Source organism: Roseovarius sp. (assembly GCF_965228755.1).
In the GTDB taxonomy this organism is placed as follows: Bacteria; Pseudomonadota; Alphaproteobacteria; order Rhodobacterales; family Rhodobacteraceae; genus Roseovarius.
Genome location: NZ_CBDDIG010000013.1, coordinates 535,264 through 549,057, shown reverse-complemented (window position 1 = coordinate 549,057; position 13,794 = coordinate 535,264). Strand labels below are relative to the sequence as shown.

9 protein-coding genes are annotated in these 13,794 nt (G+C 66.3%); 7 read left to right on the top strand and 2 right to left on the bottom strand.

Features of this window, described 5'->3' with window-relative positions; all coding sequences use genetic code 11:
• Positions 1-43 precede the first annotated feature (43 nt).
• Positions 44-3,196 (bottom strand): PAS domain S-box protein, encoded by a 3,153-nt coding sequence (locus ACO07J_RS21005; RefSeq protein ID WP_422032601.1) that lies wholly within the window; start codon positions 3,194-3,196, stop codon positions 44-46.
• A 423-nt stretch (positions 3,197-3,619) separates the two neighbouring features.
• Between ACO07J_RS21005 and ACO07J_RS21000 the strand changes: the two genes are divergently transcribed.
• From ACO07J_RS21000 to ACO07J_RS20970, 7 genes are all read left to right on the top strand, one after another.
• The gene (locus ACO07J_RS21000) at positions 3,620-4,588 is read left to right on the top strand and encodes a response regulator (RefSeq protein WP_422032599.1); all 969 of its coding nucleotides are present in this window, start codon (positions 3,620-3,622) and stop codon (positions 4,586-4,588) included.
• 114 nt (positions 4,589-4,702) lie between these two features.
• Positions 4,703-6,694: a PAS domain-containing hybrid sensor histidine kinase/response regulator gene (locus ACO07J_RS20995; RefSeq protein ID WP_422032597.1), complete on the top strand. Its 1,992-nt coding sequence runs from the start codon at positions 4,703-4,705 to the stop codon at positions 6,692-6,694.
• Positions 6,695-6,829: 135 nt separating this feature from the next.
• Positions 6,830-7,795 carry a response regulator gene (locus tag ACO07J_RS20990; RefSeq protein ID WP_422032595.1) on the top strand — a complete coding sequence of 322 codons (966 nt, stop codon included), beginning with the start codon at positions 6,830-6,832 and terminating at the stop codon, positions 7,793-7,795.
• 12 nt (positions 7,796-7,807) lie between these two features.
• Positions 7,808-8,173, top strand: a complete 366-nt coding sequence (locus tag ACO07J_RS20985) for an Hpt domain-containing protein (RefSeq protein WP_422032593.1) — start codon at positions 7,808-7,810, stop codon at positions 8,171-8,173.
• A gap of 158 nt (positions 8,174-8,331) precedes the next feature.
• Entirely contained in the window at positions 8,332-10,524 is a 2,193-nt protein-coding gene (locus tag ACO07J_RS20980) for a caspase family protein (protein WP_422032591.1), read from the top strand.
• 13 nt (positions 10,525-10,537) lie between these two features.
• On the top strand, positions 10,538-11,593 hold the full coding sequence (locus tag ACO07J_RS20975; RefSeq protein WP_422032589.1) for a S1 family serine peptidase: 1,056 nt from the start codon (positions 10,538-10,540) through the stop codon (positions 11,591-11,593).
• A 21-nt stretch (positions 11,594-11,614) separates the two neighbouring features.
• Positions 11,615-12,538 (top strand): rhodanese-like domain-containing protein, encoded by a 924-nt coding sequence (locus tag ACO07J_RS20970; RefSeq protein ID WP_422032587.1) that lies wholly within the window; start codon positions 11,615-11,617, stop codon positions 12,536-12,538.
• A 134-nt stretch (positions 12,539-12,672) separates the two neighbouring features.
• Here the strand turns inward: ACO07J_RS20970 and gap are convergent, their stop codons facing one another.
• Complete coding sequence (gene gap / locus ACO07J_RS20965) at positions 12,673-13,710, bottom strand: type I glyceraldehyde-3-phosphate dehydrogenase (RefSeq protein ID WP_422032585.1); 1,038 nt, start codon at positions 13,708-13,710, stop codon at positions 12,673-12,675.
• Positions 13,711-13,794 lie beyond the last annotated feature (84 nt).

The following is a 13,794-nucleotide window of genomic DNA, read 5'->3' as shown; positions in this document are numbered from 1 at the left end:
GCTTTGTCTCCCGGCGAGGTCCAGTATGGTACAGATTTGCGTGTCAGGCATGTTCAAAAGCTCCCGTTACGTCAATTCCCGTTTCGCATAGCGGAAATTCTACCCAAAACCGCGCACCTTCACCCTCGTGAGAGATGAAACCAACTCGTCCGCCCATCTGGTTCGCCAGTTCCTTCGATATGGCAAGTCCAAGCCCGGAGCCACCGCTCTTGCGCGTGTCCGAGGCATCGGTCTGCGAAAACTTCTTGAAGATCGCCCCGTGAAACTTCTCAGGGATGCCCTGCCCCTTGTCCGACACGACGACCCGCACCGCGTTGCGGGCCTTCTCGGCGCTGACGGTCACCGTCTGGCCGGACTCCGAGAACTTGACCGCGTTCGAGATGTAATTGCTCAGGATCTGCCCGGCACGTAGCTGATCGACCGCCACCTCCAGCTCCGGCAGCGTTCCCTCTATCTCCAGGTGCACGCCGAACCGGTCGGCATAGCCGTGGTTGACCTCGACCGACTGCCGCACCAGCACATCCAGCCGGCACGGCGCGATATCCAGCGTCAGCTTGCCCGCCGTCAGCCGCTCGAGATCGAGGATCTCGTCGATCAGCCCCGACAGCCGGTCGCTGTTGGCCATCGCCGCGCCGACGATCTTCTCGCCCTTCTCGTCCAGCGTGCCCAGAACCCCACCCCGGATCAGCGACAGCGTCCCCTTGATCGAGGTCAGCGGCGTGCGCAGCTCGTGGCTGACCGTGGCGATGAACTCGGCCTGCATCCGTGCCACCCGCCGGCTTTCGGTGATATCCCGGATGATGGCGATGAACACCGTCTCGCCCCGGGTCTCGACCTCCGACACCGCCAGCGCCACCGGAAAGGCCTCTCCGTTCCGGCGAAGTGCCTCCATCTCGCGCACCTGCCCGAGCAGCTCGGGCCCCCGCTCCGACAGGTATTCGGCCATGAACCCGCATTCCAGCCCGCCCGTCTCCGACGGGAACAACGTCTTGACGTCCCGCCCGATCACGTCCTCCGCCGGATAGCCGAACATGCTCTCCGACGCCCGGTTGAACGACTGGATCGCTCCCTTCCGGTCCAGCGTGATGATGCTGTCGGCCACGTTGTCCAGCACGGCGGCGTTGCGCTTGGCGGCGTTGCGCAGCGCTTCCGCCGCGCGGCGGTCCTCGGTCACGTCGAGATTCACGCCCGTCATCCGCACTGCCCGGCCCTGGTCGTCCCGCGTCACCCGCGCGACCGAGCGGAACACCCGCGCGCCCTTCTCCGGGTTGTAGACCCGGAATTCCGACTCGAACGGCGTCGCGTCACTGGCCAGCGCCGCCTCGACCTCCTGCGCCACGCGCGCCCGGTCATCGGGGTTGAGCAGGTCGGGCCACGCGCCGATCGTCTCGTTGAACGACCGCTGCGACAGCCCGTACAGCCGGAAATTACCGTCGCTCCACTCGACCTTCCCGGAGGCCGGATCATAGGTCCAGATGCCGATCTGCGCCACTTCGGTCGCCAGTTGCACCCGCTCCAGCGAATCCTGCAGCATCTGCGAGGTTTTCCGCCGCTGGGTGATGTCGTTCATGATCGCGATGAACCCCGCATGGCGCCCGCCCGAATCCCAGATAGGGTTACAGCGCACCTCGGCCCAGAACGGCTTCTGGCGCATGTCATAGATCACGACCTCGACGTCGAACCCCTCGATCCGGCTCAGTGCGTCTTGCATCTCGCCGATCACGTCCCTGTCCGACTCGACCCCGAGGAACACCCGGCCGGGCATCTTGCCCACCACACCATCCAGCGTGTATCCGGTCATGTCGGTGAACGCCTCGTTGACCCACTCGATCCGGGCGTCGGTGTCCATGATCAGCACCGAGTTGGTCGTCTGCCGTGCGACCTGCGACATCCGGTCCAGCGCGCGGGTCCGATCCTGCACACGTTCCTCCAGGGTCTTCTGAACCGCCTTCTGCGACCGAAAGCTTTCGCTCAGCCGGGACGACATGTCGCGCAGCGACGTCGACAGTGTCTCGTATTCGGCGATATTGCTCGTGGGAAAGATCACGCCGGCATCCTGGCCCGAGGTGATCGACCCGGTCAGCCCGTCGCTCAGCCGGGCCAGCCGGCCGATCGGCGCACCCAGCCATTCGCTCAGCACCTTCGACACGATCATCGCCAGCCCGATGGCGATGGCCAGCATCGTCATGTTCCAGCGCCCGCCGGCCTCCATCTGCGCCACCAGGGCGTTCGCCGACACCTCCACCAGAAGCTCGCGGCCTGCCGCATCGCCCTCGAGCGGTGCACGCGAAAGGTATCGGCTCGCGCGCGACCGCGTCATCGCCGGCATGTCGCCCGACGGCTCCCACAGCATGAGCATGTCGTCAAGCCGGGTGATCTCGCCCGCGCGGTTCAGGCTGCTGACCGATCCGATCAGCACCTCGCTCTCTCCGTCCGGACTTATCAGGGCCAGCCCGATCTCCGGCCGGCGCGGCTGGTCATGGGCCAGGTTGGCCATGAACAGGCCGATATCGCGCTGATAGGCCGCCTCGATCTCCGAAAGGCTCCGACCAGCCGCCAGTTCCTGCCGCGACCAGCCCAACAGCAGCGACACCAGCGCATCCACGTGTTCCACCGCCTGCCGATGCTCCCGCCGGCTTTCCAGCACGGTCATCCCGGCGGCCGAGACGCTCGCCACCAGCACCAGCACGTAGAAGACCAGCGAATGGAACGACGCCCGCGTGCCGGCCCTGAACCCCTGCGGCAGCCAGCGCCGCAGCGCGATCAGCAAAAGCCCCGCCACCACCGCGTTGAACACCCCGTTCGTCGTCTGCTTGAGCGCGATCAGCCCGGCCGACACGCTCTCCATCTGCATCACGCCCGAATAGAAGACCAGCGCCAGCGGACACCCGGCGAAGATCCAGAACAGCGCATCGGCCATGGCAAGGTTGGACACACGGCGCGACAGCACGTAGACCGCCGCCGCCTCTGCAGTGAAAATGATCAGCGCATAGGGGTGACCCCACGCATAGACGGTATAGCACGACCCCATCAGCGCCACGACGCAACCGCCGGCCAGCCCGAACAGCCGCACGGCAATCAGCGCGAAGATCGACCCGAATATGAAGGATATCGGGCTGAACAGCGTCAGCGACGCCGCATTGCCGGCATAGGCCAGCCCCGACAAAAGCAGCAGCCCGGCGACTCGCTCGATCACACTTGGTCCAGACGTCACGCGGGATACTCCGAAGGATTGCAGACTAGGCCATTACCGGTGAGCGCGGTAACGCGGCTCCTTGGCATGCGCCCCGCGCGACTTCCAGCGATGGCTGGTCGGCTCCGCATTTCAGGACCGATAATGTTGCGCATATAAAACATTCACCCCTGAACAATGTGACGGAACTCGTTCACACGCAAATGAGGATTATAAACGTAGACTTAACACTTTCTAATTGTGCATTAAGGCCACAGTGCGACCGGTCGCACTGGCGAAAACCCGCGCCGGGGCCCGGGGCGCCCGCTTCCTGCCGCAATTCAGCCAGAAAGGACAAACAGAATACTCAAATCTGCCACACCCGCACCGAATTTTCGGTCCAGTTTTCGTCAAAAAACAACCAAAGGGTAATGAGCGAGGGCACCGGTGTTACGTGTACTGAGTATCGAAGACGATCTGATCATGCAGGACATGATCGCGGCCACGCTCGAGACCAAGGGTGGCTACCGGATCGAATTTGCCGATACCGGTGCGCAGGGTCTCACCATGCTGACCGAGGGGCTGCGCAAGTTCGACTGCCTGCTGATCGACGTCAACCTGCCCGACATGACCGGCATCGAGTTCACCGAGAAGGCGCGCGCCCTGCGCGGCTACGACGAGACCCCGATGATCGTGGTCACCAAGAGCGATGACGAGGCAACCATCGTCGACGCCTTCTGCGCCGGCGCCACGGACTTCCTCGCAAAGCCGTTCATCCCGTCCGAGCTGATCGCCCGCCTCAGCCTGGCCCAGCCGCAGATGCGCACGAAATCCGCCAACCTCCCCGCGCCCCGGCGCCAGACCCTGCCGGCCCTGCCCGGCCTCACCGGTCAGGCCTATCGCAGCAGCGAGGTGTTCCTCAATTTCCTCCACAGCCTCGACCCCGGCCAGGTTCGCAAGACGACCCTGCTGGCCGTCGACCACCTTGCCGCCCGCGAGATGGCCGCCTCCGGCAACGAGCCCGAAGGCGTCCTGCCCGCGATCATCGGCGCGCTCTCGCGCGTGTTCGACCGGCGGCTGGTGATCTGCACGTCGATGACCGATCACCAGGTGGTTGCGGCCCTCTCGGCCCGGCCCTCCGAAACGCCGCTGGTGCTGACCCACCGGCTGGTCGAACAGATCCAGGCCAGCCACCGGAACGCCGGCGGCTGGACGCCGGGCCTGATCGTGGGCAACCCGATCACCCCTTCGATGTTTTTCGCCGACGAACCCCTCCGCCTGCTTGAACGCGCCCTGCTCAGCGTGGAACGCCGTCGGCGCGATCTGGAAACCGGAAGAAAGGAAGACAGTCTCCTGCGTCTCCCCGGGCGCTTTGTACGAAAGGGGCGCATCCGCACGGCCGACGATTTCGCCTGACCGCCACGGCCGCCGTGATGAGGATTGATATTGGTGAAAAAAGTGGTATCGAGTATGTTCAATGACATTACGTCAAGACGATTTTCCGCGATTGGCGGTACAAGGCATAAGACGGTGGACAGCAGGCTGAAGGGCGAGCAGACCGGCACCGACGCGGGCGCCATGGCGCAGGATGCGCTGGCAGGGGCCGGAACGGCCGGGCCCGCGGCCCTCATCGCCACCCACACGTCCGACATCGCGATCACCTCCGATCACACCGGCCGCATCGTCTGGGCCAACAGCGCTTTCGAGCGGCTGACCGGCTACGAGGCCAGCGAGTATATCGGCCAGAGGCCCGGCGACCTGCTGCAGGGGCCCGAAACCGATCCGGCCACCGTGCGCCTGATCAGCCAGCGACTCGCCAATCACGAATCCGTCGATGTCGAGATCCTCAATTACAAGAAATCGGGCGATCCCTACTGGCTGAACATGCTGATCAACCCGGTCATCGACGCCGGCGGCCGGCTGACCCATTTCGTCTCGATCCAGCAGGACATCACCCGCCACAAGCAGACCGAGGTCGAGCTTCAGCGCAGCCGCGACCAGCTCCGCATGGTGCTCGACTACGGCGCCCTGCCCTTCTGGGATCTCGAGCTCAACACCGGCCATTGCGAGTTCTCCGACAATTTCGCAACAATGCTCGGCAGTACACCGGGCCGCGACGGCCAGTTCGAATTCGAATGGCTGCTGCAGCACGCCCACCCGTCGGAACGGCGCTGGCTGCACCGGGCGATGCTTCGCCATTACGCCGGCGCCGATCTCGACGTGACCTGCCGCTTCCGGAAAGAGGACGGCGCCTGGATGTGGTTGCGCCTGCGCGGCCGCATCGTGCCCGACGAAACCGGCTTCCCGGTCCGCAGTCTCGGCGTCGTCAGCGACATCACAAAGATCCAGTCCGAGCGCGTCCAGGCCGAGGAGCGCGACCGCCGCAAATCCGAGGCGCTGGCCCACACCACCCACGAAATCCGCAACCTTCTCAACGGCATATCCGGCACCACCCAGGTTCTGCTCTGGTCCGATCTTTCCGAAGAGCACGCCAGCCTCGCCAACCGCATCCGCAAGAACTGCGGCATCCTGCACGAGCTGGTCAACCACACGCTCGACCTCTCCCGCATCGAGGCCGGGCTGCTGACCCTGCATGCCGAACCCTTCGCGGTGGCCTCCCTCGTCGACGAGGTGCGCGACACCCTGATCGACCAGGCCGAGAACAAGGGGCTGCGCCTCGTCGCGCAGGTCGACCCGTCCGTGCCCCGGCGCGTGCTGGGCGACCGCGGCCGCATCCGGCAGGTGCTGATCAACCTCACCGGCAACGCGGTCAAGTTCTCCTCGGACGGCGAAGTCCGTGTCCATGCCGGCACCACGCCCGACGGCGACATCACCTTCAACGTCTCCGACGAGGGGCCGGGCATCCCGCTGGCCGACCAGCCGCACCTTTTCGAACGCTTCCGGCAGGTCGATGACGGCCGCAGCGGCGAGCGCGAGGGCTCGGGCCTGGGCCTGGCCATCTGCGCCGAGCTGGTGCGCCTGATGGGCGGCTCCATCTCGATCCACAGCGCCCCCGGCGCCGGTGCCACCTTCCGCATCGAACTGCCCCTCGACCGCGTCGATGCCGAGGATGCCGCCGAAACCACCGCCGACACCGACCGCCCCGACGAGATCCTCAATATCGCCCTGGGCGACGCCCGCATCCTGCTGGCCGAGGATGACGAGATCTCGCGCGGCGTTATCACCGAGATGCTGGGCCTCATGGGCATCACCAACCTGCGCGCGGTCGACAGTGGCGATGTCGCCGTCGGTGCCGCCGGTCAGGAACGCTACGACCTGATGATGTTCGACCAGAACCTGCTGGGCATGAACGGCGCCACCGCCGTCCACACCATCCGGCAGAGCAGCGGCCCCAACCGGCGCACCCCGGCGCTGCTGATGTCCGGCAATGTCGGCGATTTGCAGGGCAACCTGCCCGAGAATGTCGCCGTCCTGTCCAAGCCTTTGGAATGGCAGAAACTTATCCGACTGGTCAGCGAACTGGTCACGGATGAGCCCCAGGTTCGGGAACGGCGCGCCTGACAAGCGAATAATTGCCGGTTTTCGCAACCCAGACGGTCTGACGCCACGAAATCGCCCAAATTGCGCCCTCAATATGAGCGAGAAATTTTTAAGTTCTTAAGGGATTGCCCCTGCTTACGAAATGGAACCACGATGATGAGAATTCTTGCCGTAGACGATGATCCCGTATTTCGCGAGATCCTCGAGTCCTACATGGACAGGCTGGGCTATCCCGACGTCACCTACGCAACGTCCGGGCCCGAGGCACTGAAATTCATTCAGGCGGCACCGCAGCCGTTCGACTGTTTCCTCTGCGACATCGAGATGCCCGGCATGAATGGCATCGAACTGGTCCGCAACATCCGCTCGACCGAAAGCGGCAAGCGCGCCCCGGTGGTGATGATCACCTCGATGGGCGACCGCGACAGCGTCGACGGCGCCTTCCAGGCCGGGGCCATCGACTACCTGTCCAAGCCGCTCGACATCAACCAGCTCCGCGGCCGCCTCAGCGCCGTCGAGCGGATCGTCCGCGAAAGCCGCCGCTTCGAGTCGATGAAGGCGATGCTGCGCGACCACGACGCCATCGAGCAGGGGATGCGCGATTTCGACGAGCCGGTCGCGCTCAACGATGTCGATGGGGTCATGCACTACGTCGCGGTCAAGAACTACCTCGAGACCGTTGGCCGCCTGCGGATGATGAACCACGCCGCCATGTGCATCCACATCCGCAACGCCGAGAAACTCTTCGGCCTGATGACCCGCACCGCCTTCATGGACATGCTGGGCGACGTGGCCGAAACCGCCCATGGCGAGCTGCAGACCATGCACCACATGTTCGCCTATGCGGGCTCGGGGGATTTCGTCGCCCTCCTGCCCCGCCTCGCGGCCATCGACCCGGGCGAGCTGGAAGCGCTGATCAACATCGCGCTCGAGCAGTTCTACGATCAGCTCGACGAGCCCGACGTGATGCGCCCGGTGGTCACCGTCGGCCCGGTCGTGCGCCCGGCGCTCCTTCAACTCGGCGACCCGGCAAGCATGCTCGAGAAAGCCCGGTCCCTGGCGCAGTTCCCCCTGCCGCACAAGAGCCAGCCCAAATCGATCCTTCAAACCGCAAGAGCATAAACGGGAGCAGACATGACACAGGCACAGATGGAAGATCTTGATCAGATCATGGCCCAGAGGCTGGCCAAGACGCGCGATCTCTTCCTGAAGGTTCTGGCCGAGCGCGATCGCGAGATCGTCGAGGCCCGCCGCAAGGTGGAACAGGACGAGGCGCCGATCGATCTCGGCATGGCCGAGATCCGCTCGGTCTACCACCGCATCGCGGGGTCGGCCGGTTCGCTGGGCTTTGCCGACTTCGGTGACCTGGCCTCCACCTTCGAGGCGACGATCGACAGCCTGCGCGAAGCCCGCCGCACTGATCCCACCGGCTGGGCCGCCGTCGTCCGCGATTCCGAGATCTTCCGGTCGCGCATCGCACAGCTTCTGCAGGACCGCTGATCACCGGCGTTTCACGCAGAATTGAGTAAATGGCAGCACTCCCGGCCCGCGGACCGCGCGGGTCGGGATATTTTTTCCTATGAGAAATTACATAACCCGGCGTAAGCTGACCCTCGGTTAATTCGTACGCATCGCGACTCCCGGGGAGGATGGCCTGCATGATGCGCGGCCTGCTGGTGTTTTTGATCTATGGCATTTTCCTTGCCGCGCCCCACGTTGCGGCGGCGGAAACACGCGCCCTGCTGATCGGGGTTTCCGATTACGACGATGCCGCCGGCGTGGCCGACCTCAAGGGCCCCGCCAACGATGTCCGCCTTCTCCACACCACCCTCGAAAGCCGCGGCATTTCGGATATCACCGTGCTCGCCGACGGGATCGAGGGCGCCCCGCGCCCGACCCGCGCCGCCATCCTCGACGCCTTCGCCGGCCTCGCCGCCACGGCGCAGGACGGCGATTTCATCTACATCCACCTCTCCGGCCACGGCACCCGCCAGCCCGACCGCACCGGTGACGAGGCCGACGGGCTCGACGAGGTCTTCCTGCCCGCCGACACCGCCCGCGCCGAACCCGGCGCCGGGGCCATCCCCAACGCCATCACCGATGACGAGATCGGCGAAGCACTCCATGCCATCCGCATGACCGGCGCCGATGTCTGGTTCGTGCTCGACAGCTGCCACTCCGGCTCCGGCACCCGCGCCGCCACCCCCGGAACCGTCGCCCGCTTCGTCGACCCCGCCGCCCTCGGCGTCTCCGTCACCCCCGCGCACCAGGCCGAGGACGCCACCGACCCCGCCGCCACCGATGCCGAACCGCCCGGCGGCCTCCTCGCCTTCTACGCCGCACAATCCACCGAACTGGCGCGCGAGATCAACTTCGCCGAGGCCGAGGGCGGCGACGACTGGTACGGCTTCTTCACCTCCACCCTCGCCGCCCGGCTGCAGGACGACGCCGCGCTCTCCTTCCGCCAGCTCTTCCAGGCCGTGCTCTCCGACATGAACGCCTCCCACGTCCCCGGCGTCGCCAAGCTCCAGACGCCGCTCTGGGAAGGCGACCTGATCGACGCCGCCGTCTTCGGCGGGCGCGACACGGCGGGCGTGCGCCGCTTCGCCGTCACCGATGACAGCGTCGCCGCCGGCATGGTCCACGGCCTGGCCGAGGGCACGCTGCTGGGTCTGGTGGCCGACGCGGCGGACGCGCCCGACGCCCTGATCGGCTTCGCCCAGGTCGAAGACCCCGACGCGGCCGAGGCCTTCCTCCGCCCCGTCGCCGCCGACTGCACCCCGCGCGCCGACACGCTCTGCGACATCGGCGGCACCCTGCCGCCCGAGGCCCGCTTCGCCCAGGTCATCGCCCACCCGGTCGACCTCACCATCGCGCTGGCCCTTCCCCGCGACCTCGCCACCGGCACCGCCCTGCCCGACGACCACCCACTTGTCACGGCCCTGTCCGAAGCCGTCACCGCCACGGCAGATGGCACCGGCCCCGCCGTCACCCTGTCGGCCACCGAGGCCGATATCGACGTGCTCCACACCGACGGCGCCCTCTGGTTCGGCCTGCCCGCCCAGGCCGGCGACAGCCCCGCCGGCCTCACCTGGACGCCAGAGAGCAGCCCCGACCTTCCCGCAATCCTCGCCCGCATCGCCCGCGCCGAAACCCTGGCCCGGATGCTGGAAAACCTCTCCGCCTCCGGCTCGCTCCTGAACCCCAGCCCGATCGACGTCGAAACCCAACTCCAGCCCGTCCCGATCGAGGCGCTGGCCGACCTTGGAAGCGACACCTCCCCCCGCCGCGAATGCCGCGCCGCCTACCGTGCCGCCAGCGGCACTGCGCCCGTCCCCCTCGACCGCGGCGCCCGGCTCAAGCAATGCGACGGGCTCGCCTTCAGCGCCCAGGGCGCCACCGGCGGCACCTTCGACGTCAATCGCGTGCATGTCGACGCGCAGTTTTGCGTCCATGCCGAACACGAACGGATCACCGGCAACGCCAATGCGCTGCCCCTCGGCCCGGCCATGACCATCTGCTCCGACTGTCCCGGCGGCTATTCCGCCGGCACCGAGCGGCTGTTCGTCGTCGTGACCGAGGCCCGCGACAACACCGAGGCGCTCAACCTCGAAGGGCTGGTCGAGACCTGCACCGACGGCCCCGCAAGGGGCACCGCAGCCGACCCGCGCGCCTTTCTCGAAGACCTGGCCCAGCGCGGCGACACGCGCGGTGCCTTTGGCGGGCTCGGCTCCGCCGGCATCTGGGTCGAGGCATGGACCTGGCAGGTCCTGCCCCGCCGCGAAGCGTTCCTGCGCGCGGGCCGGTCGATCGAGTCAACGAATTACCAGGGGAAGAAACAGGACTTTTAACGGGAGAAGACAAATGAAATTTCTGACCTCAAGCGCCACGGCATTGTCCGTGTTCTGCATGATTGCGCCGCCGGCCATGGCGCAGGATTCGAGTTTTTCCAAGGTTGCCGTACCGGCCCAGGGCACGGGGACGTCAGTCGCGAACTACGTCATCGGCGAACGCGAACGCGCCGAGAACGTGCCGGGGGAAACGGCCTCGCGCATCTATGGCGGCCGCGCCGCCCAGGATGGCGCCTGGCCGCACCAGGTGTCGCTGCACCTGACCGAACGGCTCGACGGCACCACCGAGGGGCTTTACGGCTCGCAATTCTGCGGTGGCTCGATCATCGCCCGCCAATGGGTGCTGACCGCCGCCCACTGCATCGCCGATGACGAGGGCCGCGCCGTCCAGCCGGGCGAGGTGGCGGTGAAATCCGGTGCCGTCGACCTTGGCCAGGGCGACCTGCGCGCCGTGGCCCAGGTGATCATCCACGAGAACTACGATCCCCGCACCGGCGACGCCGATATCGGCCTGATCCAGTTGGCCGAGCCGATCAGCGACAGTTCCGGCCCGGTCGCCGCCATCCCGGTGCAGACCGGCTCGACCCAGCTTCCCGAGGGCCCGGCGGTCGTCATCGGCTGGGGCATGATGGAAGAGGCCAAGTTCCCGGTCGACCTGATGGAAACCGATATCGACATCGTATCCAACGCCACCTGCAACAAGGGCATGGCCGAGGTATCCCAGCGCGATCTCGGGGCCTTCCTCCTCGCCATCGGCACCGAGAACCGGATCCCGATGACCAGCCTCGAGGAGGCCTACGCGATCATCCTGAACAACTGGGGTGACGCGCTGACCGAAAACATGATCTGCGCCGGCGTTCCCAGCGGCAAGCGCACCTCCTGCAACGGCGACAGCGGCGGCCCGCTGATGATCAAGGAAGCCGACGGCGACTGGCTCCAGGTCGGCATCGTCAGCTGGGGCCGCAAACCCCTCGGCTCGGCCGAGCCCTGCGGGCACGAGAACCTCTACTCGGTCTACACCCGCGTGTCGAACTACTTCGACTGGATTGCAGCCCACGTGCGCGGCTGATCCGCGGGAAGGAGAGAACGTATGACCTTGATTGCACGCACCGCGACAGGCGCGGCGCTGGCGGCGCTTCTCAGCGTCCCGGCGCTCGCCGACGACGGCTTCGGCGGCAGCTTCGACGACGGCGAGCCCGCCGTCGAGGCCACGTCCGACGCCAAGCAACCCGAGCCGGACACCGGCTCGGACACCGGGGCGCAAGCCGCCTCTGAACCGGCCACCAATGACGGCTTCGGCGGCAGTTTCGGACCGGGAACCGAAACCACGACCGACAGCGGCACCACCACCGGCGATACCGGCACGGCCGATAGCGGCACGACGGCGGACACCGCGCCCGAGGACGGCAGCTTCGATCCCGACTTCGCGATCACCGGCTCCGGCACCGGAACCGGTGACAGCACCGAAACCGCCATGCCCGAAACCCAACCAGAGACCCAGCCCGAAACCGATCAGGGCGGGCAGGCCCAGGCCCAGGCGATCACGGTCGATCCCCAGATCCTTTCCTTCGAAAGCCGTGACTACGGCGTGCCGCCCTCGGGCAACCTGCGCAATGGCGGCATGCACGCGCCGACCCCCACCGCGGTGCCCGGCGCCTCGGTCGTCTCGACGGAAGGCCTCGCCAACGCCATGGCCAGCGGTCTCGAGATGATCATCATCGACGTGTTGGGCGGCGAATACGCCCTGCCCGGCGCCTACATGATCCCGGAAATGTCGTCTCCCGGCTCCTACGAGGACCGGATTCAACAGCAGACCGGGCAGTTCCTCGGGCAGGTGACCGGCCAACTCGCCGATTACCCGATCATCCTCTACTGCTCCGACCCGCAATGCTGGCTCAGCTACAACGCCACCCTGCGGGTGGTCGCGGCCGGCTATACGAACGTCTACTGGTATCGCGGCGGCATCACGGCGTGGCAGATGGCGGGCTTCCCGGTCTATCCGTCCGGCTACTGAGCGCCACTACGAAACCGCCCGCGCGGCCGACATGGCGGCGCGGGCACCCTCCGGCCTCACCGAAATTGCACCGACGCAATACCGACAAAATACCGACGTTATACCGACGTTGAAAATTCGGGGTCCGAGGCCCTTTAACCCGCCAGCCTCTGCTCGCCCACCGGCAGCCCCAGCCGCTTGCCGATCCACGCCCCGGTATCCAGCATCCGGTTCGAGAATCCCCACTCGTTGTCATACCACGACAGCACCCGCACCATGCCGCCCTCCGTCACCCGCGTCTGACCGGGGCAGAAGACCGAGGAATGGGAATCGTGGTTGAAATCGCTCGACACCAGCGGTGCGTCGTTCACCGCCAGGATACCCTCTAACGGCCCTTGCCCTGCTGCCTTTCGGATAGCCTCGTTGACCTGCTCCGCGGTGGCCCTGCGCCTTGGCATGAAGGTCAGATCGACCACCGAGACATTCGGCGTCGGCACCCGGATCGCCGCCCCGTCCAGCCGCCCGGCAAGGTGCGGCAGCACCAGCCCCACGGCCCGTGCCGCACCCGTCGACGTCGGGATCATCGACAACGCCGCACCCCGCGCCCGGTACAGATCCTTGTGCGCCGCATCCAGCGTCGGCTGGTCGCCGGTATAGCTGTGCACCGTCGTCATGTAGCCGGTCTCGATCCCGAACGCATCGTCCAGCACCTTGGCCACCGGGGCAAGGCAGTTCGTCGTGCAGGAGGCATTGGAAATGACCGTGTCATTCGCGCTCAAGCTCTGGTGATTGACCCCGTAAACGATGGTCTTGTCCGCCCCCTCTGCCGGCGCCGAAACCAGCACCCGGCCCGACCCGTTCTGCAGATGCCGCGCCGCCTTGTCGCGCGCTGTGAACACCCCGGTGCATTCCAGCGCCACGTCCACGTCCGACCACGGCAGGTTCTCCGGCGCCCGCTCGGCGGTGACACGGATGCGCCGCCCGCCCACGTTCAGGTGACCGCCCTCCACCGAGACATCCGCCGACATGCGGCCATGGACGCTGTCATATTTCAGGAGATGCGCGCTGGTCTCGACCGGCGCGAGGTCGTTGATCGCGACGATCTCGATATCGTCCCGCCCCGACTCGACCCACGCACGAAGGACACAACGGCCGATGCGGCCGAAGCCGTTGATGGCAAGCTTGGCAGTCATAATAGAGGATCCCTCTTCCTGTTGTCGCATTTATGATAGCGCTAACATATTCTTTTTTGATTGGCTACAGGCCTTGTTGCTCAT